Genomic DNA, 23684 nt, shown 5'->3' on the forward strand with positions numbered 1-23684 from the left:
CAGCGGAGCCGCGACCGCTCGATAGTAAGGTAAGGATTGCCTAACTCAACAGGGTCGATGCGCTTTCAGCGGTCCAAGTCACAGCGGCTGAGGTTATGCTCACCTAACCCGCCCTCAGGAGTGGCCGCGGGCCCACCGGCAGACGGCATGGAGACCGGCAAGTGGCTTCAGACAGAAGGCTTCGTACGACGGTGCTGGTGACACTGATCGTCGCCCTCCTGGTCCTTTTGTCCCTTCTCTCCGTGGCGCTGGGCGCGTTGAGCGTCCCGCTCGACCAAGTGGTCCGCTCGGTCCTCGGGCATCCGCCCAGCCGGCTCGTGGACCACGTGATCTGGTCGGTGCGCATCCCCCGCACCCTGCTGGGTCTCGCGACCGGCGCGGCGCTCGGCATGTCCGGCGCGCTGATGCAGGCCCTGACCCGAAACCCCCTCGCCGACCCCGGGATCCTCGGGGTCAGCGCCGGCGCCTCCTTCGCGATCGTCGTCTCGGTCGCGGTGTTCGGGGTCGGATCGCTGTACGGCTACGTGTGGTTCGCGTTCGCCGGGGCGCTGGCCGCCAGCGTCCTGGTCTTCCTGCTCGGGCGGCTCGGCCGGTCCGGGGCGACCCCGGTCAAGCTGGCGCTCGCCGGAGTGGCCGTCACCTCGCTGCTGTCCTCGCTCACCAGCGCCGTGGTGCTGACCGACCAGGACGCGCTGGACCGGTACCGCTTCTGGTCCGCCGGCACCCTGGCCGACCAGGACTCCGGCGATCTGCTGCGCATCTGGCCGTTCCTCGCGGTCGGCGCCGTCCTAGCGCTGTCCTGCGCCCCCGCCCTCAACAGCATGGCCCTCGGCGACGACGTGGCCGCCTCGCTGGGGCGGCGGCTCGGTCTGGTACGGCTCCAGGGCGTGACCGCGGTCGTACTGCTGACCGGCGCGTCGGTCTCCGTGATCGGCCCGGTGGTCTTCCTCGGCCTGGTCGTCCCGCATATCGCCCGGGTGCTCGCCCAAGCGGCCGGCGTCGGCCCGGACCACCGCTGGCTGCTGCCGCTGTCGGCGGCGCTGGCCCCCGTCCTGCTGCTGACCGCCGACATCGTGGGCCGGATGGTGGCCAGGCCCACCGAGATCCAGGCCGGCGTCCTGGTCGCGTTCCTCGGCGGCCCCTTCTTCATCGCCCTGGTGCGCCGCCGCAAGCTCGCGGAGGTGTGAACGTGACCTCTCCATCGGCCGCTCAGCCGAACACACAGTCCTCCCCCGGCGCCCGGACCCGGCCCGTGCTGCGCGACCGGCCCTTCCGGCTGGCCGCGCCCCCCGTCTCCGGGACGTTCCGGCCGCGCCTCGTACTGACCGGAGTGCTCGTCGCCCTCGGCGCGTTCGCGCTGTTCTGCTGGGGCCTGGCCCTCGGCGACTATCCGGTGAGCCTCCCCGACGTCGTCAAGGCCCTGTTCGGCGTGGGCGATCCCGGCACCCTCACCGTCGTACGGGACCTGCGGCTGCCGCGCGCCCTCGCCGGGCTCCTCGTCGGTATCGCCTTCGGTGTCTCCGGGGCCGTGTTCCAGACGATGACCCGCAACGCGCTGGCCAGCCCCGACATGATCGGGCTGACCGAGGGCGCCGGAACCGCGGTGGTCGCGGCGGTGGTCCTCGGCTGGACCGGTGGCCTCGGGCTGTCCACGCTGGGACTGCTCGGCGCCCTCGCGACCGCGCTCCTCGTGTACGCGCTGGCCTGGAAGGGCGGGACCACCGGCTACCGGATCATCCTCGTCGGCATCGGCGTGTCCTGGATCTGCACCAGCGCCACCGACTTCCTGGTGGCCCGGGGCAACCGGTTCCAGGCGGAGGAGGCGCTCGGCTGGCTGGTCGGCAACCTCAACGGCCGTACCTGGGAGCAGGTGGACGCGCTGGCCGTCGCCCTGGCCGTGCTGCTGCCGGTGGCCCTGGGCATGGGCCGCTGGATGCGGACGCTCCAGCTCGGCGACGACGTGGCGGCCGGGCTCGGCACCCCCGTCCAGCCGGTCCGGCTGGCGCTGCTGCTCACCGGCGTCGGCCTGATCGCCTTCGGCACCGCCGCGGCCGGCCCGGTGGCGTTCGTGGCCCTGGCCAGTCCGCAGATCGCCCTGCGGCTGGCGGGCACCTCGTCACCGCCCCCGCTCGTCTCCGGCCTCACCGGCGCGTTCGTCGTCCTCGGCTCCGACCTCGTCGCTCGCGAGGCGATCCCCGGGACGGAACTGCCGGTCGGGGTCGTCACCGGCGCCCTGGGCGCGCCGGTCCTGCTGTGGCTGCTCATCCGCGCCAACCGCGCGGGCTCTGGAGGCTGATCCCATGTCGACCACCGACTCGCGCACCCCGCGGCCGACCACCCCCCGCTCGGCCGGTTCCCCCGAAAAGCCCGCGGCCGGGCCTGAGTTGCGGGCCGCCGGCCTCCATCTGGCCTACGACGGCCGGCCGGTGGTGGAGGACCTGGACCTCACCGTGCCCACCGGCCGGATCACGGCCATCGTCGGCGCCAACGCCTGTGGAAAATCCACCCTGTTGCGTGCCCTTGCCCGGCTGCTCGCCCCGCGGCAGGGCGTCGTCGAGCTGGACGGCGCCGCACTGCGCTCGATACCGACCCGCGAACTCGCTCGCAAGCTCGGCATTTTGCCGCAGACGCCGGTGGCGCCGGAGGGGCTGACCGTCGTCGACCTGGTGGGCCGCGGGCGTTCCCCGCACCAGACCTGGTGGCGGCAGTGGTCGGCGGCGGACGAGGAGGCCGTGCGGGCGGCGCTGGCCGCGACCGAACTCACCGACCTCGCGGACCGGCCGGTGGACGAGCTCTCCGGAGGCCAGCGGCAGCGCGCGTGGATCGCCATGGCGGTCGCCCAGGGCACCCCCGTACTGCTGCTGGACGAGCCGACGACCTATCTCGACCTCGCGCACCAGATCGACGTGCTCGACCTGATCACGGACCTCAACCGGCGCGAGGGCCGCACGGTGGTGATGGTGCTGCACGACCTCAACCAGGCCTGCCGGTACGCCGATCACGTCATCGCCATGAAGGCGGGCCGGATCGTCGCCGAGGGCCCGCCGGCCGAGGTCGTCACCGAGGCCACCGTCGAGGACGTCTTCGACCTGCGCTGCCGGATCACCCCCGACCCGGTCAGCGGCACCCCGATGGTCATCCCGCTCGGCCGCCACCACCACGACGACGGCACCCACGCCACCGAGAAGACGGTACCGGCCGCCATCGACTGAGCCGACCTCCCGCGGCACCGCGCCCTGCCGGTCGGCCGGGGGAGAGCGGCTGGGCGGACGGAGAACTGGGCAACGCGAGCCTCGGCCCCGGGAGGAACGGCGAGTCCCCGCGCCGCTGAACCCTCCGGCCCCCTGAACGGCCGGGCGGGTCCGCCGAGTCGGCCGGAAGGCCGCTGCCCCCCGGAGCCCGCCGGGGGCCACCAGGTTCACCGAAGGGCCGTCAGGCGGGCCGGGGGTCCGCGAACGGCCGGCACCCGCCGGGGACGCAAGCCCCGGACGGCCGCCGGGCTCGCCGGGGGCCGGGGCCCGCTGTCAGGGGCGGGACGTCAGATAGCCGCCCATCGTGCGGAAGTAGTCCGCCGCTGCGTACTCCGTGCCGTCGTCGGTCCGTACCCGCCGGACCAGGAGACCCCGGCCGCGGCCCGTATGGGCGTCGGCGCCGGCCACGACGACCACGCCGTCCCCCTCGCGGATGAAGATCCGGCCCGGGGTGCCGCCGTAACGCCCCTCGGAGACCGCCGCGGAGACGATCCGCAGCCGCTCGCCGCCGTGGAAGGCGTACGAGTTGGGGTACGGGTCCGACTGGGCCCGCACCAGGCGCTCCAGGCGCTCCGCCGGCCACGTCCAGTCGATGCGGCTGTCCTCCAGGGACCGCTTGTGGAAGAAGCTGGCACGGCCGCGGTCCTGCGGTATCCACTGGCCGGCGTCCCGGCCGGAGGCGATCAGGTCGAGCGACTCCCGCACGATGGGCGCGATCAGGCCGACGGTGCGGTGGAACAGGTCGGTTGCCGTGTCGGTGGGCCCGACCGGCACCGAGCGCTGCACCAGGACGTCCCCGGCGTCGAGTTCGGCGTTCATGCGGTGCGCGGTCACCCCGACCCGCTCCTCGCCGTTGAGCAGCGCCCAGATGATCGGCGAGAACCCTGCGTAGGCCGGCAGCAGGGAGTCGTGGACGTTGAGGGTGCCGTGCGGGGGCAGGTCGAACAGCTCCGGCGGCAGCCAGGTCCGCCAGTTGTTGGCGACGATGATGTCCGGACGGGACTCCCTTACGGCGGCGAGGAGTTCGGCGTCGTCGGGGCGGTTGCGCAGCAGCACCGGCACGTCGTGCTTCTCGGCCAGCTCGGCGACGTTGTCGTCCCAGATCTTCTCGTAGGCGTGCTCGCTCCTCGGGTGGGTGATGACGAGGACGACCTCGTGATCGGAGTCCAGCAACGCCTGCAGCGTTCGGTGACCCCACGTCTGGTAGCCGAGCATGACGACCCGCATGACGGTCCTTCCCTTCCAAGACTCCATTGCTAGGTAAGCCTTACCTTATCTAGCATGGGCTGGCCTGAGGGAGGCGATGCCAAGGTGAAATCACCGGTCAATGGTCCCGACGTCGTCCACGACATCGTCGGGATCGGTTTCGGCCCGTCAAATCTCGCTCTGTCCATAGCGGTTGAGGAACACAACGCGGGTCTCGCGGGGGACCGTCGGATCGATGCCCTGTTCCTGGAACGCCAGCCGCGGTTCGGCTGGCACCGGGGCATGCTGATCGACGACGCCACGATGCAGGTCTCCTTCCTCAAGGACCTCGTCACGCTGCGCAATCCGACCAGCGACTACAGCTTCCTGTGCTTCCTGCGCGAGCGCGGCAGACTGATCGACTTCCTGAACCAGAAGACGCTCTTCCCGCTGCGGATGGAGTTCCACGAGTACTTCGAATGGGCGGCCACGCGGGTCGCGCACCAGGTGTCGTACGACAGCGAGGTGCTCGCGGTGGACCCGGTGCGCGACGAGGACGGCCGGGTGGGCTTCTTCGACGTCACCCGCCGTGACCCGGCGCGCCCCGGGGCGGCCGTGACCCACCGGGCCCGCAACATCAGTGTGGCGATGGGACTCGAACCGCATGTGCCGCCCGGCCTCGAACTGGCCGAACGCGTCTGGCACAACAGCGAGTTGATACCGCGTGCCGAGCAACTGGCCGGAACGGGTGCGGCGGTGCGGCGGGCGGTCGTGCTCGGCGCCGGGCAGAGCGCCGCCGAGACGGTGGACTACCTCCACCGTACCTTTCCGGACGCCGAGGTGTGCTCGGTCTTCGCCAAGTACGGCTACACCCCCGCCGACGACAGTCCGTTCGCCAACCGGATCTTCGATCCGGAGGCGGTCGACGTCTACTTCTCGTCGCCGTCCGAGGTCAAACAGTCCCTGCTCGACTACCACCGTTCCACGAACTACTCGGTGGTCGACATGGATCTGATCGAGTCGCTGTACGCCACCACGTACCGGGAGAAGGTGGCCGGCCGGGAGCGGCTGCGTTTCCTCAACGTCTCGCGGGTCCGCGGTGTCACGCCCGCCGCCGACGGCGCACTCGACATCGCCGTCGAGTTCCTGCCCACCGGCGAGCGGCAGGTGCTGCCCGCCGACATCCTGGTGCTCGCCACCGGTTACCGGCCCCGGGACCTGGCGGCGCTCCTCGGTGACGCGGCCAAGCTGTGCCTCAAGGACGACGGTGACGCGATCCGGGTGGGCCGGGACCACCGTGTCGAGACGGTGCCGGAGGTCACCGCGGGCATCTACCTCCAGGGCGGCACCGAGCACACCCACGGGCTCACCAGCACGCTGCTGTCGACCGTGGCGGTCCGGGCGGAGGAGATCCACCGGTCCGTGCTGGCCGACCGGCTGACGGCGGCCTGACCTCGCCCCCCCGCACTCCCGTGGCCCGGACGGTACGGTCCCGTCCGGGCCACGGGGCTTTCCGTGACCGGTCGTCGAACACGGTCGGCAACGCCGTCGCGGAGCGGGTTCAGTACGGCCCGTGGGTCCAGCGGCCGTCCGTCATCGTGGCGTGCACCGGCATCGCGCGCAGCGTGTCCGGGTCCGCCGTCAGCGGATCCGCGTCCACGACCACCAGGTCGGCGGGGTCCCCGACCCGGATGAGCCGGCGCCCGCGCGCCGCCGCGGCCAGCGCGTCCCGTACCGGCAGGCGCTGTTCGGGATGCCAGGCGGGGCGGCCGTCGTCGGTGCGGCTGACGGCCGACGCGACGGCGAGCCAGGGGTCGAGCGGTGAAACGGGGGCGTCCGAGCCGAACTCCAGCCGCGCCCCGGCGGCCAGCAGGTCGGCGTAGGCGAAGGCGCGTTCGGTGCGGCCGGCCCAGTACCGGTCCGCCACGTCCCGGTCGTCCGTGGCGTGCCGGGGCTGCACCCCCGCGACCACGTCCAACTCCGCGAAGCGCGGCAGGTCTTCGGGGCTCAGCAGCTGGGCGTGTTCGATCCGGCCACGGCAGCGCACGGCCTCGAAGGCGTCCAGGGCCACGGTGTTGGCGCGGTCGCCGATGGCGTGCACCGCGGGTTCGATGCCGTGGGCGCCGTCCGCGCCCTCAAGGCCGGGGTAGGGGTCACGGCAGAGCGCGGTACGGGTGTTGAGCGAGCCGTCCGTGAAGAGCTTGAGCGGGCCGACCCGCACCAGGTCCCCGTGCGCGCCGATCCCGGACCCGGTGCGCAGTCCGCGCGCCAGGGCCGCGTCCAGGTGGCTCGGGTAGACGGCCGCGGCCACCCGTACGGCCGGCGGGACGTCCGCCGAGCGCCGCTCCCAGGCGCCCACGGTGTCGCCGAACTGGAAGTCGATGACACCGGTGACCCCGCGTGCGGCGGCGGCCCGGCAGGCGTCGGCGACCCAGTCGTCCACCGTCTCGGCCGGCGCCTCGGGAAGCGCCGAGAGGACCACGTGTCCCTCGTGCTCCCGGACCAGTCCGGTCGGGTGGTCGCCCCGGCCGGCCAGCGCCAGGCAGGCGGAGTTCAGCCACACGGCGTGCAGATCGGCGCTGACCAGGGCGACCGGCCGATCCGGCAGGGCCGCGTCGAGCAGCTCCTTGTGCGGGGCGTCGCTCCAGAGCCCGTCCCGGAAGCCGTATCCGAACAGCACCGACCCGCCGGGGGCCGTACGGCCGTGGTCGCGGACCCGGTCGGCCACCTCCCGTGCGGAGGCGGTGCCGGACAGATCGAGCCGGCGGCGCGCGCTGGCCCACTCGGCGAGATGGACGTGGGCGTCCCACAGTCCGGGCAGGAGTACCCGCCCGTCCAGGTCGAGGACCCGGTCACCCGCGACGAGTCCGGCGGACGCCGGGGGCCCCTGCTCCGCGACCACGTGGGTGACCCCGCCGTCCGCCACCCGCACGCGGACGGGCGGTCCGCCCGCCCCCAGCCGAACCCGGGCGAGCGTCACCGCCGTTCCCCGGGGCGGTGTCCCCGCCACCGGCGCGCGCGATGTGCCTGCGAAGTCCGTCATCGAGCCTCCCTCCGCGGCGGCACAGTCGCCCGGCAGAGGCACGCTACGCCACCGCTCAACAGCGACAGCCACACAAAATTAGGCTTACCTTACCCACTTGCCCTGGCGCGCCACGGCCCGCCGGCACGGTGACTTCTGCCGCTTCCTCGGGGCGACACGCTCCGTCTCGTCCCGAATCGGTCGCCGTCCGCGGACGCCGACAGGGAACCGACAGCGACGTTTTACCGGGGGCTCATGTCGAGGTGGTCACTATCGGGATGCCGTCTGAACAGGTGGTGCCCGAAGACCGTACCCCTGGACGGATCAACGAGAAGCTCCGCGGAAGGGAATCCCTCACATGACCAGCGCATCGCTCAACCCCTCTGCCAAACCGGCCCGCCGTACGATCATGGCGGCTGCCGGCGCGGCGGGGCTCGCCGCCGCGCTGACCGCCTGCGGGTCGTCCGACGACGACTCGAGCTCCACGACGACGAACAACGCGGGCGGTGGCTCCACCACCCAGGACAGCAACGGCTCGGGCGGCTCGACCGACACCTCCACGGCGGCGGCCGGTGGCTCCGCGCTCGCCAAGACCTCGGACATACCCGAGGGCGGCGGCACGATCTACAAGGACCAGGCCGTGGTCGTCACCCAGCCGGCGGCGGGCACCTACAAGGCGTTCTCGACGAAGTGCCCGCACGCGGGCTGCGCGGTGGCGAGCATCGCCAACGGCGCGATCGTCTGTCCCTGCCACGGCAGCGAGTTCGCCATCGCCGACGGCAGCGTGAAGAAGGGCCCGGCGACGACGGGTCTGACGGCCGCGAACATCACCGTCTCCGGTGACCAGATCACGCTGGCCTGACCCTCGGCTCAGGCCCGCCTGCGTGGGTTCTTGAGGCAGCCGAGCACCTCGTCCGTGGTCGCGACCGTAGCGACCAACGCGAGGGTGTTGCGGACCATCGCGGGGGTGTACTCGGAGGGCACTCCCGCGACGGCGTCGGCCGGGACGACGGCCGTGTAGCCCCGGTTCACCGCGTCGAACACGGCGTTGGGGACGGCCACGTTGGCCGAGACCCCGGTGACGATCAGGGTGCGGCAGCCGAGGTTGCGCAGCAGCGGGTCGACGTCGGTCCCCTGGATCGGCGACAGGCCGTGCAGCCGCCGTACCACCAGGTCCTCCTCCGCGACCTCGATGGGCGGCGCGACGCGGACCGCCGCGGTGCCGGAGAGCTGCTGGACGGGCAGCCGCTCGGCGGCCCGGAACAGGCGGGCGTTGCGGTTCGCCCCCCGGCCGTCGGGGCGGCGTTCGGCGACCGCGTGGATCACCTGGACGCCGGTGTCGTGGGCGGCGGCGACCAGCCGGGCGATGTTGGCGAGGGCGCCCGACGCCCGGGCCTCGTGGGCGAGTTCGGGCAGCGCGCTCTGCGGGCCGACCACGCCCTGCTGGCACTCCACGGTGAGCAGGACGGTGCTCACGGGATCGATGAGCTCCGCGAGCCGTTCGTACGACGGCATGTGACGCCCCCTTCCGCCTTGGTGCGGGGCGGGCGAGACTAACCAGCATTGCGCGGGAACGGAAGAAGAGGGGGCCGCATGACCGTCACTCAGCGCCGGGGCCGGAAGATCATGATGACGTCCGGCGAACTGGACGAGTTCCTCACCACACAGCGCACCTGCCGGGTCGCGACCGTGTCGGCGTCCGGTGACCCGCATGTCAGCGCCCTGTGGTTCGCCTGGGACGGCACGTCGCTGTGGCTGTACTCGGTGGTGCGCAGCCAGCGCTGGAAGGACCTGAGCCGCGATCCGCGGGTGGCGGTCGTGGTCGACTCCGGTGAGGAGTACGACCAGTTGCGCGGCGTGGAGCTGAGGGGGACCGCCGAGTTCGTGGGCGAGGTGCCGCGCACCGGTGAGCTGGTCGCCGAACTCGACTACGTCGAGACGCTGTTCGCGCGCAAGAACTTCGGCCTGGACGAGATGCCGCACGACGGCAGGCACGCCTGGGCCCGGCTGACCCCGACGAAGATCGCCTCCTGGGACTTCCGCAAGCTGGGGAGCTGAGGAGCATCGGGCCTACTCGGTGGCGACGGCCGCGGCGGACAGCAGGGTGGCCGCGGCCAGGGTGCCCCAGGGGGCGGCCGGGCCGCGCGCCGTGAGCGTGGTGATGACCGCCGGGGAGACCGCGAGGCCGAACCCCGTGGAGAGCTGGAAGCGGGCGAGGGCCCGGCCCAGGAGATGGGCCGGGGCGAGATGGGTCACGAGTGCGGTGGCGCTGCCCGCGTAGCCGATCTCACCGAGGGCGCAGACCACGGACACCGCGGCGAGGGCCGGGGCGCCCCAGCCGGATCCCGCCCCGGCGACCGCGAGGAAGCCGAGGTAGGACGTGGTGAGCACCAGGCCGGCCAGGGCGAGCGCGGTCCGCCGGGAGAACCGGGACATCAGGACGGTGACCGGTACCTGGAGGCCGACCACCAGCACCGTGTTGGCCACGAAGATCACGGCCGACCACACCGGGGACGCGTGCAGCTGTGTCACCAGGACCAGCGGGAGCGCGATCTCGGGGACGTTGAGGCAGAAAACGTAGACCACGTTGGCGATCAGCAGCGCGCGCATCCGGGGTGCGGGCCGGTCGTCCGCGTCCTCCGTCGGGGCGGCGGCCGGATGCGCGTGGATGCGGACCGACCATGCCAGGGCCGCGGCGGCGCAGTAGGCGAGCCCGGTGCCGGCCGCCAGGGCCCGGAACGCGGTGCTGCCGCCCGCCAGGCTGGCGGTGGCGACGAGTGCGCCGACGCCCATGCCGGCGTTGCGCAGGGATCGGCCGGCCGCGAGGGCCGCGTCGCGTTCCCGGCCGTGGGCGACGGTGGCCACGAGGGCGGCGTGGGCGGCCGGCCAGGCCGTGTTGCCGATGCCGAGGAAGAGCGCCGCAGCCACGAAGAAGGAGACATGCCCCGCCGGGGCCGCCAGCAGCAGGACCACGCCCACCACCCGCACCAGCAGCGACGCCGCCACGGCCGTGCTCCGGGCGCGCGTTTCAGGAGATCGCCTCGGCCGCGCCCCGCAGGGCCTGTACCGCCGCGCGGATCGAGGGACGGCGGTCGGCGTCGGCCCGCCAGACGGCGTAGACATGGCGGCGCGCCCGCTGCTTCAGCGGCACCATGAGGACGCCCTCCGGCACCGGGTGGCGGCCCAGCAGCGGCGCGATGCAGACCCCCAGCCCGGCGGCCACCAGGTTGAGCTGCGTGTGGGTCTCGGCCGCGCGGTGGCCGATGAGCGGTTCGATGCCGCGGGAGCGCAGCGTGAACATCAGCCACTCGTGGCAGAACTCGCCCTCGCCCCAGGTGATCCACTCGTCGTCGGCGAACTCCCCCAGGTCCACCTCGTCCCGCCCGGCCAGCCGGTGCGCGGCCGGCAGGGCCACATCGGCGGGGTCGTCCAGCAGCGGCGCCTTGACCAGCCCGTCGGGCAGCGGCATCGGCTTGTTGTACCAGTCCAGGACGACGGCGAGGTCGAGGTCGCCGCGCACCACCCCGGCGACGCCCTTCTCCGGTTCCAGTTCGCTGGAGCGCACGCGCAGCGCCGGGTGCAGGGCGTGCAGGGTGGCCAGCGCGGTCGGGAACAGGCCGCGGGCGGCCGTCGGGAACGCCGCCATCGCGAGCTCGCCGACGACCTGACCGCGGTGCGCCTCCAGGTCGGACTGGGCCAGCTCCACCTGGGAGAGGATCCGGGCCGCGTGCTCGGCGAGCAGCCGGCCGGCGTCGGTGAGCCGCACCCCCCGGCCGTTCTTGGCGAGGAGCTGCTGGTCCACCTCCCGTTCCAGCTTGCCCATCTGCTGCGACACCGCCGACGTGGTGACATGCAGGGCCTCGGCGGCCCCGCTCACCGAGCCGTGCCGGGCGAGGGCGTCGAGGGTGCGCAGGCGCTCCAGGTTCAACATGTAAGTGATTCTAAGAGGTTCCGACCGGGAAAACTCAATGGTGCTACGACGTTGGCGCCGGCACCCGCGACGCGTCCTCACCCGAGGGTTCGGTTCCGCCTAGGCCTGGATGCGCCCTCTAGCCGGTGTGACCGCCGCCGCGACGGCCGCCGCCAGCGGGCCGGTCTCCTCGGGGGTCAGTGTCGAAACCGTGATCCGGATGCCGGACGGGGAGGCCAGGCGGTACCGCGCCCCCGGGGACACCGCCCACCCCTCGTGCAGCAGACGGGACACCGCGCCCGTCTCGTCCGGGACCGGGACCCAGACGTTCATGCCGCTGCGGCCGTGCGCCTCGATGCCGTGGTCGGCGAGCGCGTCGATCAGCAGCTCGCGGCGGGCCCGGTAGGCCGCCGCCACCTGCGGGCCGTGCACCGCGCCGTCCGTCCGCATCCGGACCACCGTGCGCTGGAGCAGGCGGCTCACCCAGCCCGGTCCCAGCCGCTGCCGGCCCCGTACCCGGTCAACGGTGACCTCGTCGCCGGTCATGACGGCCAGCCGCAGGTCCGGGCCGTAGGCCTTGGCGACCGAGCGGACGAAGGCCCAGTGCCGGGTGGTGCCCACCAGGGGGTGCAGGGGCAGGTCGACGATGCCGTGGCCGTGATCGTCCTCGATCAGCACGGTGTGCGGGTGGTCGCGCAGCACGGCGCGCAGCGCACGCGCGCGGGCGGCGCTCACCGCGGCGCCGGTGGGGTTGTGCGCCCGGGCGGTGACGATCAGGGCGCGCGCCCCGGACTCCAGCGCCCGGCGCAGGCTGTCGGCGCGCGGTCCGTCGTCGTCGACGGCCACCGGGACGGTGCGCAGCCCCAGTGCGGGGACGAGATCGAGGGTGCGGCCCCATCCGGGGTCCTCGACGGCGACCGGGTCGCCCGGCTTGAGGTGCGCCAGCAGGACCCGCTCGACGGCGTCGAGGGAGCCGGAGGTGATGGTGAACGGCCCGTCGGGCACGCCGTCGGCGGTGAGTTCGGCGCGCGAGATCCGCTCCAGCTCCGGCTCGACGGGGTCGACGCCGTAGAGGACCGGGGCGCGCTCGCCCTCGTCGGCCGCCAGAGCCGTCAGGGCCGGCGCGAGGGCGGGGAGCAGCGCGGGGTCGGGGTTGCCGGAGGACAGGTCGCGCACGCCGGCCGGGACGTCGACCCGGATCTTCTCCCGTCCGGTGGTGGCCGGCGTGGACCGGACCCGGCTGCCCCGCCGGCCTGCGGTCTCGATGACCCCGCGCTCGCGCAGGGTGCGGTATGCGGCCGCGACCGTATTGGGATTCACCCCGAGCCGGCCCGCCAACTCCCGCATCGGTGGCAGCAGTTGGCCCGGCTCCAGCTCGCCCGTACCCACCGCACGCTCGACGCTGGCCGCAATCTCCGCTGCGCCCCGGCCTTCGATCCGATATTCTCCTAGCACAAAGCCGATTATGCACTAGTGCAATGGAGATGCGCAATGGAGACCGCCGAGCCCGCCGTGCAGGAGACCGTACCGACGCAGCCCGCCGCCTACACCCCGACCGACCGCACTGTCCCGACGCGCTCCGCAGAGCGGGCGACGTACGACAAGGACGTGGTGCACTCGATCCTCGACGAGGGGTACGTCTGCCACCTCGGCTTCGTGCGCGACGGCGCGCCGGTGGTGCTGCCGACGCTGTTCGCCCGGGTCGGCGAGGTGCTGTACCTGCACGGTTCGACGGGCTCGCGCCCGCTGCGGATGACCGGCCAGGCCGACCCCGGGCTCCCGGTGTGCGTGACGGTCACCCATGTCGACAGCCTGGTGCTGGCCCGCTCCGCCTTCCACCACTCGATCAACTACCGCTCGGTCGTGGTGCACGGCGTCGCCCACCAGGTCACCGACCCCGAGGAGAAGCGCCTCGCGCTGGACGCCCTGGTCGACCACGTGGTGCCGGGCCGCTCCGCCGACTCCCGCCCGGCCGACAAGAAGGAACTGGCCGCGACGGCGGTGATCCGCCTGGACCTGGCCGAAGTCTCGGCCAAGACCCGCACGGGCGGCGCCCACGACGAACCCGAGGACCTGGACCTGCCGTACTGGGCGGGCTTGGTGCCGCTGCGCAAGGGGTACGGCACTCCGGTCGCCAACGCCGACCTGGCGGCGGACGTACCGGTTCCGTCGTACCTGAAGGGCGTCTGATCTCGGTTCCGGCAAGGGGCACGCGCCCCGTCAGGGGCGCGGGGCCGTATCGATGAGCGGCTGCCGCCATGTGGGCGCGATCGGCCACGGACAACCCCGGCCCGCCGACGGACCGGTCACCCCGCGGACGTCGAGGCGACCCGCCCCTCCACCGCGCTCCGGTCCACCACCGACTCCGCCGCCGGCGTCGAGGACTGCGCGATGAACGCGCCCAGCAGCACGACGGCCCCGCCCAGTACCTGCGGCGCCGCCAGCCGCTCCCCCAGCAGCACCCAGGCCAGCACGGTCGCCACGACCGCCTCAAGACAGGCCACCACCCCCGCGACCTGCGGAGACAGCCGCCGCACCGACAGCACACCGGTGACGTAGGCGACGACCGTCGAGACCAGCACGACCCACACCAGCAGGACGAACGCCGGCACCGTCGACCCGTTCATCCGCGCGGAGCCGCCCAGCACCGACCAGTCCATCGTCCACGGCCGCGCCACGAGCGTCAGCACACCGGCCCCCACCAGCAGCCCGTACGCGATGACTCCCAGGGGATCCACGCCGTCTCCGCCACCGTGATCGGCGAGCACGAAGTACCCCACCTGACAGCACGCCGCCGCCAGGGCCAGCGTCAGCCCCAGCGCGTCGAAGCTCAGCCCCGCCCACACCTCCACGACGCACGCGAGACCGCCGGCCGCGAGGGCGACACCGAGCGCGGCGGCGCGGGTGACCGGCCGGCGCTGGACGAAGCGGACCCAGCCGAGCACCAGCGCGGGGGCGAGGTACTCCACGAGCAGTGCCACCCCCACCGGTATGCGGGAGATCGCGGCGAAGTAGCAGGCCTGGACCCCGGCGACGGCGAGCAGGCCGAACCCGGCGAGCAGCGCGGGCCGGCGGCGCGGCAGGTCACGGTGGCGGACGGCGAGCGGCAGCATCACCAGGGCGGCTCCCGCCACCCGCAGCCACACCACGTGCAGTGGGTCGAGCCCGGCCTCGATCAGCGGCTTGGCCGCGACGCCGGAGCCGCCGAAGGCGAGCGCCGACCCGAGGGCGAGGGAGAGCCCGAGGCCCCTGCCATGGCTGCTGTCAGTGATACGCACCGGCACATGATGCCAGGGCGCGACATGAGCGTCACCCCGGTTGACCCCTGTCTCACAGACTGGAGGTGCGGCTCTCCGCCTCGGCGTCCCAGACTCCGACGTCCCCGTCGACCCGCACGGCCAGGGCACGGGCGGCCACTCCGGCCCGCTCCAGCACCTCCACGGCCCGGGACTCCGGGTCCACGACGAGGCCCGCCAGCAGATCGGTGCCGTCGGCCCGGTCGGCGGTGCGGCGCCGGGCGCGGCTGCGGGCGTACTCCAGGGCGGCCGCGGCCACCGGCGACCAGGCCCCGTCCCCCTTCGCGCCGGCCTGCGGAACGGCCGGCAGCGCGCCGGAGTCCTCGACCCCGCTCTGCCAGCGCAGCCCGTAGCCGATGCTGCGCTGCACGAGATAGCCGAGCAGCCGGGCGAGTTGCGGGGCGTCGCCGATGACGGCGCGGACCTCGGGGTCGTACTCGATCAGCGAGTGCAGCAGATGGGCGGTGTCGACCTGGCGGTCCCCGTCCCGCACGGCCCTCCGGCGGGCACCGGCGACCACCGCTGCCAGCTCGGCACCGAGCCCTGCATCGTCGTCCGCGTGGATGCCGCCCTGGTCCTGGTCGGGCTGGCGGGGAATACGGGGTTGCACATCCCCTACCTCATCAACCGCAAGCGCTTGAGTCATCGCCGGGGGGAAGCATCTTCGCGTCCCACGCAGAGTGGACGGCGACGGCCGGAATCTCCTCCTTACGGATGAGATCAGGCCGATTCCCCCCGCGAGGGCGCGCGCCGTCTTGCCGTGCGCCCCGTACGCAACCGCCGCACACCGGTCGTACGTCTCTCGTCGTTGTGGAGAGCGGGTGCGGTTGCTGGCTGGTCGCGCTGCCTGCGGTCGACGGCAGGCAGTACGTGTACCGGGTGTACGCGCCGGAGGACGCGCTGCTCGCGGACCTGTTCTGGGATGCGTGGCACTGCCACGACGAGAGCGCGTTCCCGCGGGCCTGGGACCTGTTCGACGCGGCGGAGATACGGCGGGTGGGCTGAGGCTCCGGGCGCGACCGGGGATCCGCACATTTCCTGACGGTTCATCAGTATTGAATGTTCGAGGCCCTGCGGCTACGTTCCGCGACACCGTAGCCCGATACGAAGGGGTGGTCGCATGGCCGAAGTCAGCGCGGAGTCACGCATCCAGGCACCGGCCGAGAAGGTGTGGGCACAGCTCACCGACTGGCCGGCGTACGGGCAGTGGAACGCGACCCACACCAGTTTCCCCAAGGGCGGCCCGGAGAACCTGGCGGTGGGCGTGACCTTCCAGGAGAACATGAAGCTGATGGGCTTCCCGGCGGAGGTCGAGTGGACCATCGAGGAGCTGGAGCCGACGCGGGTGCTGGCGATCCGCGGCAAGGGCCCGATGGCGGTGACCGTCGCGACCCGCTACACGCTGACCCCCGACGGGGACGCGACGGGAGTGCGGATCGACGGCGAGTTCACGGGCGCGGCCGTGTCACTGATGGCCGGCAAGCTCAAGGACTCGGCGACGGCCGCCCTGAACGAGTCGCTGCGCAAGCTGGCCGGACTGGTGGCCTGAGCCCTGCCCCGGGCAGCCGGAAGGGCGCCCCGCGGATCACTCCACGGGGCGCCCTGTTCGCCGTGACCACGAGGGTCAGTCCTCGTCGGCGAGGATGAGGTACAGCTTCTTGCGGGTCTCGTTGATGACGGCCAGCGCCTTCTCGCGCTGTTCCTTGCTGCCGGTCTTCCAGACCTGCCCGAAGGCCTCCATCAGACCGAAGCCGGCCTGCCGGATCTCGCCGAGGGCCTCGAAGTCGACCCCGCGGGAAGCCTCTTCCCAAGGGGCGTCCGGACCCTCGTCGGCGGCCGTGCGGCCGCTGTCGGTGAGGGAGAACAGCTTCTTGCCGCCCTCGCTCTCGCTGGTGATCAGGCCCTCGTCCTCCAGCAGCTGGAGGGTGGGGTAGACCGAGCCGGGGCTGGGCTTCCACGCACCGCCGCTGCGCTCGGCGATCTCCTGGATCATCTCGTAGCCGTGCATCGGGCGGTCCTTCAGCAGGGCCAGGATCGAGGCCCGGACGTCACCGCGCCGCGCCCTCCCCCTGGGACCTCCGCGCCCTCGCGGCCCCCAGTGCCCCGGTCCGAAACCGGGCCCGCCGGGGCCGAAGCCGGGGCCGCCCGGGCCGAAGGGCCCGAACGCCGCACGGCGTCCCTGTCGCTGTCCATGTCCATGTCCATGTCCACGCTCGTATCCGTGGGAACGCATGGCAACCACTCCATTCCATCGTTGATCTGTCGCGTATCGTTCGCGATGCGTCAACGATATATCGGGAGTGTTCGGATGACAACCCCGTTCGGTAATCCGTTCAGTTCAACCGCGAACCGGGGGCACTGCATGACGTTGCATGACCATGCGTTCTGATGCATACTCTTCCTATGTCCAAGGTCCTCACCTCCCTTCCCGCCGGCGAGCGCGTCGGCATCGCCTTCTCCGGCGGGCTCGACACCTCGGTCGCGGTCGCGTGGATGCGCGACAAGGGCGCCGTCCCGTGCACCTACACCGCCGACATCGGCCAGTACGACGAGCCCGACATCGCCTCGGTGCCCGGCCGCGCGCAGACCTACGGTGCCGAGATCGCGCGCCTGGTCGACTGCCGGGCCGCGCTGGTCGAGGAGGGCCTGGCCGCGCTGACCTGCGGCGCGTTCCACATCCGCTCCGGTGGGCGGGCGTACTTCAACACCACCCCGCTGGGCCGTGCCGTCACCGGCACGCTGCTGGTGCGGGCCATGCTGGAGGACGACGTCCAGATCTGGGGCGACGGCTCGACCTTCAAGGGCAACGACATCGAGCGGTTCTACCGGTACGGCCTGCTCGCCAACCCGCACCTGCGGATCTACAAGCCCTGGCTGGACGCGGACTTCGTCACCGAGCTCGGCGGCCGCAAGGAGATGTCCGAGTGGCTGCTCGCGCACGGGCTGCCGTACCGGGACAGCACCGAGAAGGCGTACTCCACGGACGCCAACATCTGGGGCGCCACGCACGAGGCGAAGACCCTGGAGCACCTGGACAACGGCATCGAGACCGTCGACCCGATCATGGGCGTGCGGTTCTGGGACCCCGAGGTCGAGATCCTCCCCGAGGACGTGACGATCGGCTTCGACCAGGGCCGGCCGGTGACCGTCAACGGCAAGGAGTTCGGGACCGCCGTCGAACTGGTCATGGAGGCCAACGCGATCGGCGGCCGGCACGGCCTCGGCATGTCCGACCAGATCGAGAACCGGATCATCGAGGCCAAGAGCCGGGGCATCTACGAGGCGCCGGGCATGGCGCTGCTGCACACGGCCTACGAGCGGCTGGTCAACGCGATCCACAACGAGGACACGGTCGCGCAGTACCACAACGAGGGCCGGCGGCTGGGCCGGCTGATGTACGAGGGCCGGTGGCTGGACCCGCAGGCGCTGATGATCCGCGAGTCGCTCCAGCGGTGGGTCGGCGCGGCCGTCACCGGTGAGGTGACACTGCGGCTGCGGCGCGGCGAGGACTACTCGATCCTCGACACGACGGGTCCGGCGTTCAGCTACCACCCCGACAAGCTGTCGATGGAGCGGACCGAGGACGCGGCGTTCGGTCCGGTGGACCGGATCGGCCAGCTGACCATGCGCAACCTCGACATCGCCGACTCCCGCGCGAAGCTGGAGCAGTACGCGGGCCTCGGCCTGATCGGCTCCGCCAACCCGGCGATCGGTGCGGCGCAAGCCGCGGCGACGGGCCTGATCGGCAGCATGCCGGAGGGCGGCGCCGAGGCGATCGCGTCCCGCGGGGAGGCCGCGGCCGACGCCGACGAACTCCTGGACCGGGCGGCGATGGAAATGGGCACGGACTGAGCGTGCCGCTCAGGAGGGCCGAGTCGGTGACGGGTCGGCCCTTTTCGTTGCCGGGGTGCGGTCGGGCATCGCGCCGTGGGAACTGACGGTCCGCCGGCCGGTGCGGCGCCGTCGTGCCTCTTCGCACAGTTCCCCGCGCCCGTGAAGGGCGCGCCATTGTGGTTGCGGAGGCCTTGCCTCAGCCCCTCCGCCATGCCACCCGCGCTTCACGACCCCCGCCCCGCCCTTGACGGTCCGCGCGGTGACGAGTCCACCCGGTGGAAATCGGGCCAGGGATCCGGGATTGGCCTTGGGTGGGTGCGGTGTGCAAGCCCTAGCGTCTGGTCCATGCGGATTCGAATCGTCGACGCCTTTGCCGAGCGGGCCTTCGCCGGGAACCCGGCCGGGGTCGTGTTGCTGGACGGCTTTCCCGAGGACGGGTGGATGCAGAACGTCGCCATGGAGGTGAACCACGCCGAGACCGCGTTCGCGCACCCCCTGCCCGAGGGCGCGGACGCCGACTGGGCGTTGCGGTGGTTCACCCCGGTCACCGAGGTCGCGATGTGCGGGCACGCCACGCTCGCCACCGCCCATGTGATCGGTACGACGGGGACGCAGGCGGGGCCCGTGCGGTTCGCCACCCGGAGCGGGGTGCTGATCGCGACGCCCGGCGCGGACGGGGCGATCACCCTCGACTTCCCCACCGCCCCGCTCACCCGCGTCGACACCCCCGCCGGCGTCCCCGACGCGCTCGGCGCCGAACCCGTCGCCGCCTTCGACACCGGCCCGAACATCGGCGACCTGCTGCTCGAACTCGCCGACGAGAAGACCGTGCTCGGCCTCTCCCCCGACCTCAAGGCCCTCGGCGCCCACTCCGCGCGCGGGATCATCGCCACCGCCCGCGCCGAGGACCCGGCGAAGGGCTACGACTACGTCTCCCGGTGCTTCTTCCCGAACGTCGGCATCGACGAGGACCCGGTGACCGGCAGTGCGCACACCGCCCTCGCGCCGCACTGGTCCGCCCGGCTCGGCAGGCCCGACCTGACCGGGCTCCAGGCCTCCCGCCGTACCGGCTTCGTCCGTACCTCGCTGCGCGGCGACCGCACCCTGCTCACCGGACGGGCCGTCACCGTGATCGACGGGGAACTGCTCACGCCGTAGGCAGCCAGCCGACCTTGCCCGCCAGCAGCGCGTAGCCGACGAAGGCGCCGATGTCGAGCAGGGAATGCGCCACCACCAGGGGACCGACCCGGCCCCACCGCCGGTACAGGTAGACGAAGACCACACCCATCACCATGTTGCCGACGAAGCCGCCGATCCCCTGGTAGAGGTGGTACGACCCGCGCAGTACGGAACTGGCCACCAGGGCGGTGCCCGCGCTCCACCCCAACCGGTCAAGGCGGCGCAGCAGGTAACCCACCACGATGACCTCTTCGAGGATCGCGTTCTGCATCGCGGAGAGGATCAGCACGGGGTACTTCCACCACACGTCCGGCAGTGCCTCGGGCACCACCGTGAGGTTGAAGCCGAGGCCGCGTGCGGCCAGGTAGAAGGCGATTCCGGTACTGCCGATCACCGCCGCGATCCCCGCCCCGCGCCCGAGGTCGGGCCAGGGGCGGGTGCGGTCGAAGCCGAGCGTGCGCAGGCTCGCACCCTCGCGCAGGAGGAGATGGGCGACCAGGAGGACGGGGACGAGCGCGCTCGCGATGCCGAACAGCTGCCAGGCGAGGTCCAGCCAGGGGCGGCCCGGTGCGGCGGACGCGTTGAGGGTCGCCGCCTGGTCCTTGAGCCCGCCCGGCTTGGTGACCGATCCGACAAAGCTGATCAGGGCGGACACGCCACTCGCACCGAGCGAAAGCCCCAGAACGAGCAGCGTCTCGTCCCTGAACATGCGCTGCGAGGGCCGCTCCAGTGGGTAAGTCCCGGCCACCTGATCCGCCTCCACCTGCACTCCTGCCTCCGGTTGAGCAAGACCGTACGTGCCTGGCTGTCGGAGGACAGGAAAGGCACCACCGTCATGGGACGTCACAGCTTGCCCGATCAACCCCGGACAGGCGCGGCCGACCCCCGACGCCGCGTACCGGCGTACGGCGGACTGCACCGCCATCGCGGTGTAAGAGAGTGCGCGGCAACGTGGTCAGGGGCGCGGGGAACTGCGCGACCAGCCCCGACGGCGCCGCACCCGACACTCCGCCGCACCACGTACAACAACAACCCCCACCGCATCACACACCACAACGCCCCCCCACCGCACCACGCACCGCGACACCCCCACGGCGCTCCCCCCTCGCCCCTCACCCCATCAGCACCGGCTCCAATAACCCCACCGGCCACGTATGCACCGGCTCCCCCTCATTCATCAGCTCCGCATAGCGCCGCGTCATCGCGGCCAGCGCCTCGTCCCTCGGCAGCCCCCGTTCCACCGCCCGGTGGAACGTCGCCGCCTGCCAGGACGCCCCGTTCACCCGTCGCCGGCACCGCTCCTCGATCACGCCCAGGTAGAAGTCCCGGTCGGCGGCCTCCACCCCCCACGCGTCCAGTCCCGCCGCCGCCAGCGGCAGCAGCTCGTCGCGGACCAGGGTGACCGCGTCCACCTCGGTCGTACCGCCGCCGTACCGGGCCCTCCTGGGCCACACCAGCCGCGCGTCGATGCCATGACGGCACGCCGCGTCGAAGTTCGCCTCGGCCGCGGCGAACGGCAGCCGGGTCCACACCGGTCGCGACTCCTCCGCGAGGGCACGCACCAGGCCGTAGTAGAACGCCGCGTTGGCGATGACGTCGGTGACGGTCGGCCCGGCCGGCAGGACACGGTTCTCGACGCGCAGGTGCGGGACCCCGTCGGCGACGCCGTACACCGGCCGGTTCCAGCGGTACACCGTCCCGTTGTGCAGGACGAGTTCCGCGAGCTTCGGCACCCCGCCCGCGTCCAGCACGGCCAGCGGGTCCTCCTCGTCGCAGATCGGCAGCAGCGCCGGGAAGAAGCGCAGGTTCTCCTCGAAGAGTTCGTACGCGGAGCTGATCCAGCGCTCGCCGAACCAGATGCGCGGCCGTACGCCCTGCGCCTGTAGCTCGGGGGGCCGGGTGTCCGTGGCCTGGAGGAACAGCGGGGGCCGGGACTCCCGCCACAGTTCACGGCCGAAGAGGAAGGGGGAGTTCGCGCCCACGGCGATCTGCGCGGCGCAGGCCGCCTGCGCCGCGTTCCACACGTCGGCGAAGCGGGCCGGGGTGACCTGGAGGTGCAGTTGGACGGAGGTGCAGGCGGCCTCCGGGACGATCGACTTCGACGTGCACCTGAGGTGTTCGACGCCCTCGATGTCGAGCACGAAGTCCTCACCCCGGGCGGCCACGATCTGGTCGTTGAGCAGGGTGTACCGGTCGACCTCGGAGAGGTTCGCGGAGACCAGGTCGTCCCGCTCCAGCGTGGGCAGAATGCCGATCATCACGATCCCGGCGTCCACCTCACCCGCCTTGCGGTCGGCGTACGCCAGCGACGTCCGGAGTTCTTCGTCGAGCCGGTCGAATACCCGGCCGCCGAGCCGGTGTGGAGCTATGTTCACTTCCAGATTGAACATGGCGAGTTCTGTTTGGAAATCTCGGCTCGCGATTCGTTCGAGAACCTGTCCGTTCAACATTCTCGGCATGCCGTCCGCACCGGCGAGATTCAATTCGATCTCGACGCCCATGAGGTTCTTGGGGCGGTCGAACCGCTTCTCCACCAGCAGTCGCTCCAGCCCCGACAGACAGTCGCGGAGCTTTTCACGGTAGCGCTGGCGATCGGACAGGTCGAACCGGCCCGCCACGACCTTCTCCCCCATCGAAGCGTCCCTCCTCGAATGGGCGGACCGGGCTTCCGGCCGCCGGTGGTCCCGGGTCCAGGTGGGATGATGCCCACCGGAAGCGATCGATAACGTCGCGCGCGGCACCGGTAGCCGCTAGTCTGTTGGAATGTGTCCTGCGGCACATTCACGGGGCATGGGGCATCATGCAACTTCGGGTTCCCCGATGTCCTCGTGAAAAACGCCGACGACATTCGGCCGACCGCGAGAACCTCGTATTCCGAGGTCAGCACGGTCGCGGCGGGCCGGAAATCGGGAGGATTCCGTACGTATCAACGGCCGAATTGCGCCTTGTTCACTTCTGTGAAACGACCCGGTGAAACACCGTCTGAACAGGCGTCGTATAAACTCCGCGAACAAGGCAGAAGGCTGGCGCCCACGGTCTGGTTCCTGCCCTCTGAATGACGTGCGGCAGACAACGCCCGCACCTCTCTTCACCGAGCCGGGCCCCCGCCTCTCTGACCCCCCTGTGAGCTGACAGCGCCGTCCGCCCCTGCCCTCGCGCCGCCGCGCCTGTCGAACGAGAGGCGACCCACCATGCCGCTGCAATTCCCTCCTGCTCCCGCGCCCGCCCTGCGTTCCGTCCTCACCGCCCTCGGTTCCCCCACCGCGGTCCGCGAGGCCCGTACCCCCTCCCTGCGCACCGCCCAGGGACCCGCGACCCCCGAACTCCCCCTGCCCGTGCACATCCTGGACCGGATCGACCCGGAGGGCGTGTCCGCCACCCGGCTGGCCGGCTGGCGCTTCCTGATCCGCTGCGGCGACCGCGCGGTGGCCGCGGCCGAGACGATGCTCACCCCGGACGGCTGGGCCTTCTCGCACTTCTTCGAGGGGCCCTACATCTCCTCCACCGAGCGGGCCCTGCACCAGGCCGAGGCCCTGCAACAGACCTACCAGCCGCGCCTGTTGTCCCTGCCCGGCCTCTACATGCTCGCCCTGTGGCTGCACGGCGACCGCACCGCGGACGGCGCCGAGGGCCACCCGGCGGCCAACGACCTGCTCGTCCCGCTCGCCCCGGCCCCGCCCGGCATCGCGGCCCACCGGCCGTACCCGGTGGCCGAGCTGCTCCCCGTGCTGACCCACCGGCTCACCACGGCACCCCTGCTCATCACACCCGCCTGAGACCGTCACCCGCCGTACCCCGTCGCCCTTGAACGAGTGACGGGGTACGTTCGTATTTCCACACGTCAATATCTGGGACACCAGAAGCCGCTCGTACGAGCAATTGACCGCTCCTAAGAGCCCGATAACCCTTCTCCGCCGACCTGACTAGCTCCATCCGGCCATACGAAACCATCCGAATTGGCAGTCCGTTCGAGATGAACCGTCCGCGCGAGTGATGCGTCTCCAACC

Annotated in this window: 22 protein-coding genes and 1 pseudogene; 12 read left to right on the forward strand and 11 right to left on the reverse strand. The window is 72.1% G+C overall.

What is annotated here, in order from left to right:
* Positions 1-191: 191 nt before the first annotated feature.
* The 3 genes from ACGFZQ_RS47245 to ACGFZQ_RS47255 all read left to right on the forward strand — a co-directional run bounded on the left by ACGFZQ_RS47245 (position 192) and on the right by ACGFZQ_RS47255 (position 3212).
* Positions 192-1187, forward strand: a complete 996-nt coding sequence (locus tag ACGFZQ_RS47245; protein ID WP_393845762.1) for a FecCD family ABC transporter permease — start codon at positions 192-194, stop codon at positions 1185-1187.
* A gap of 68 nt (positions 1188-1255) precedes the next feature.
* Positions 1256-2296, forward strand: a complete 1041-nt coding sequence (locus ACGFZQ_RS47250; protein ID WP_351734221.1) for an iron chelate uptake ABC transporter family permease subunit — start codon at positions 1256-1258, stop codon at positions 2294-2296.
* Positions 2297-2300: 4 nt separating this feature from the next.
* Complete coding sequence (locus ACGFZQ_RS47255; protein ID WP_393845712.1) at positions 2301-3212, forward strand: ABC transporter ATP-binding protein; 912 nt, start codon at positions 2301-2303, stop codon at positions 3210-3212.
* Between the two features lie 312 nt (positions 3213-3524).
* Here ACGFZQ_RS47255 and ACGFZQ_RS47260 read toward each other — a convergent pair whose 3' ends face one another.
* The gene (locus ACGFZQ_RS47260) at positions 3525-4478 is read right to left on the reverse strand and encodes a methionyl-tRNA formyltransferase (RefSeq protein ID WP_393845713.1); all 954 of its coding nucleotides are present in this window, start codon (positions 4476-4478) and stop codon (positions 3525-3527) included.
* 84 nt (positions 4479-4562) lie between these two features.
* Between ACGFZQ_RS47260 and ACGFZQ_RS47265 the strand changes: the two genes are divergently transcribed.
* On the forward strand, positions 4563-5888 hold the full coding sequence (locus ACGFZQ_RS47265) for a lysine N(6)-hydroxylase/L-ornithine N(5)-oxygenase family protein (protein WP_393845763.1): 1326 nt from the start codon (positions 4563-4565) through the stop codon (positions 5886-5888).
* Positions 5889-5997: 109 nt separating this feature from the next.
* Here the strand turns inward: ACGFZQ_RS47265 and ACGFZQ_RS47270 are convergent, their stop codons facing one another.
* Positions 5998-7479, reverse strand: a complete 1482-nt coding sequence (locus ACGFZQ_RS47270) for an amidohydrolase (RefSeq protein WP_393845714.1) — start codon at positions 7477-7479, stop codon at positions 5998-6000.
* A gap of 337 nt (positions 7480-7816) precedes the next feature.
* Between ACGFZQ_RS47270 and ACGFZQ_RS47275 the strand changes: the two genes are divergently transcribed.
* Complete coding sequence (locus ACGFZQ_RS47275) at positions 7817-8320, forward strand: Rieske (2Fe-2S) protein (protein ID WP_393845715.1); 504 nt, start codon at positions 7817-7819, stop codon at positions 8318-8320.
* Positions 8321-8328: 8 nt separating this feature from the next.
* Here the strand turns inward: ACGFZQ_RS47275 and ACGFZQ_RS47280 are convergent, their stop codons facing one another.
* Positions 8329-8973, reverse strand: a complete 645-nt coding sequence (locus tag ACGFZQ_RS47280) for a cysteine hydrolase (protein ID WP_393845716.1) — start codon at positions 8971-8973, stop codon at positions 8329-8331.
* A 78-nt stretch (positions 8974-9051) separates the two neighbouring features.
* Here ACGFZQ_RS47280 and ACGFZQ_RS47285 point away from each other — a divergent pair, with 78 nt between their 5' ends.
* Positions 9052-9516 carry a pyridoxamine 5'-phosphate oxidase family protein gene (locus ACGFZQ_RS47285; protein WP_393845717.1) on the forward strand — a complete coding sequence of 155 codons (465 nt, stop codon included), beginning with the start codon at positions 9052-9054 and terminating at the stop codon, positions 9514-9516.
* Positions 9517-9528: 12 nt separating this feature from the next.
* Here the strand turns inward: ACGFZQ_RS47285 and ACGFZQ_RS47290 are convergent.
* The 3 genes and pseudogenes from ACGFZQ_RS47290 to ACGFZQ_RS47300 form a co-directional block, all read right to left on the reverse strand.
* A pseudogene (locus tag ACGFZQ_RS47290) lies at positions 9529-10479 on the reverse strand (MFS transporter); the annotation flags it as partial.
* 7 nt (positions 10480-10486) lie between these two features.
* Positions 10487-11389 (reverse strand): LysR family transcriptional regulator, encoded by a 903-nt coding sequence (locus tag ACGFZQ_RS47295; protein WP_393845718.1) that lies wholly within the window; start codon positions 11387-11389, stop codon positions 10487-10489.
* 99 nt (positions 11390-11488) lie between these two features.
* A complete protein-coding gene (locus tag ACGFZQ_RS47300; protein ID WP_393845719.1) occupies positions 11489-12823 on the reverse strand; it encodes an aminotransferase class I/II-fold pyridoxal phosphate-dependent enzyme in 1335 nt (444 codons plus the stop codon).
* Between the two features lie 36 nt (positions 12824-12859).
* On the opposite strand from ACGFZQ_RS47300, the gene ACGFZQ_RS47305 reads away from it, so the two are divergent.
* The gene (locus ACGFZQ_RS47305) at positions 12860-13558 is read left to right on the forward strand and encodes a pyridoxamine 5'-phosphate oxidase family protein (RefSeq protein WP_393845720.1); all 699 of its coding nucleotides are present in this window, start codon (positions 12860-12862) and stop codon (positions 13556-13558) included.
* A 116-nt stretch (positions 13559-13674) separates the two neighbouring features.
* On the opposite strand, the gene ACGFZQ_RS47310 is transcribed toward ACGFZQ_RS47305, so the two are convergent.
* Together ACGFZQ_RS47310 and ACGFZQ_RS47315 are read right to left on the reverse strand one after the other, a co-directional pair.
* Positions 13675-14646: a DMT family transporter gene (locus ACGFZQ_RS47310; RefSeq protein WP_393845721.1), complete on the reverse strand. Its 972-nt coding sequence runs from the start codon at positions 14644-14646 to the stop codon at positions 13675-13677.
* A gap of 52 nt (positions 14647-14698) precedes the next feature.
* A complete protein-coding gene (locus tag ACGFZQ_RS47315; RefSeq protein WP_393845722.1) occupies positions 14699-15274 on the reverse strand; it encodes a Clp protease N-terminal domain-containing protein in 576 nt (191 codons plus the stop codon).
* 200 nt (positions 15275-15474) lie between these two features.
* On the opposite strand from ACGFZQ_RS47315, the gene ACGFZQ_RS47320 reads away from it, so the two are divergent.
* Positions 15475-15669, forward strand: a complete 195-nt coding sequence (locus ACGFZQ_RS47320) for a hypothetical protein (RefSeq protein WP_351734115.1) — start codon at positions 15475-15477, stop codon at positions 15667-15669.
* A 115-nt stretch (positions 15670-15784) separates the two neighbouring features.
* Positions 15785-16213 carry an SRPBCC family protein gene (locus ACGFZQ_RS47325; protein ID WP_393845723.1) on the forward strand — a complete coding sequence of 143 codons (429 nt, stop codon included), beginning with the start codon at positions 15785-15787 and terminating at the stop codon, positions 16211-16213.
* Between the two features lie 75 nt (positions 16214-16288).
* Here the strand turns inward: ACGFZQ_RS47325 and ACGFZQ_RS47330 are convergent, their stop codons facing one another.
* Positions 16289-16897 (reverse strand): PadR family transcriptional regulator, encoded by a 609-nt coding sequence (locus ACGFZQ_RS47330; protein ID WP_393845724.1) that lies wholly within the window; start codon positions 16895-16897, stop codon positions 16289-16291.
* Between the two features lie 170 nt (positions 16898-17067).
* On the opposite strand from ACGFZQ_RS47330, the gene argG reads away from it, so the two are divergent.
* Positions 17068-18516, forward strand: coding sequence for an argininosuccinate synthase (gene argG / locus ACGFZQ_RS47335; RefSeq protein WP_351734227.1), 1449 nt, complete (start codon positions 17068-17070; stop codon positions 18514-18516).
* A 327-nt stretch (positions 18517-18843) separates the two neighbouring features.
* The gene (locus tag ACGFZQ_RS47340; RefSeq protein WP_393845725.1) at positions 18844-19656 is read left to right on the forward strand and encodes a PhzF family phenazine biosynthesis protein; all 813 of its coding nucleotides are present in this window, start codon (positions 18844-18846) and stop codon (positions 19654-19656) included.
* Here ACGFZQ_RS47340 and ACGFZQ_RS47345 read toward each other — a convergent pair.
* Complete coding sequence (locus tag ACGFZQ_RS47345; RefSeq protein WP_382530505.1) at positions 19646-20386, reverse strand: CPBP family intramembrane glutamic endopeptidase; 741 nt, start codon at positions 20384-20386, stop codon at positions 19646-19648. The genes ACGFZQ_RS47340 and ACGFZQ_RS47345 overlap by 11 nt on opposite strands.
* Before the next feature lie 403 nt (positions 20387-20789).
* Positions 20790-22310 carry a glutamate--cysteine ligase gene (locus ACGFZQ_RS47350; protein WP_351734121.1) on the reverse strand — a complete coding sequence of 507 codons (1521 nt, stop codon included), beginning with the start codon at positions 22308-22310 and terminating at the stop codon, positions 20790-20792.
* A 558-nt stretch (positions 22311-22868) separates the two neighbouring features.
* On the opposite strand from ACGFZQ_RS47350, the gene ACGFZQ_RS47355 reads away from it, so the two are divergent.
* Positions 22869-23453, forward strand: a complete 585-nt coding sequence (locus ACGFZQ_RS47355) for a hypothetical protein (RefSeq protein ID WP_393845726.1) — start codon at positions 22869-22871, stop codon at positions 23451-23453.
* Positions 23454-23684: the final 231 nt, after the last annotated feature.

The organism is Streptomyces sp. NPDC048254 (assembly GCF_043201895.1).
Classification (GTDB): domain Bacteria; phylum Actinomycetota; class Actinomycetes; order Streptomycetales; family Streptomycetaceae; genus Streptomyces.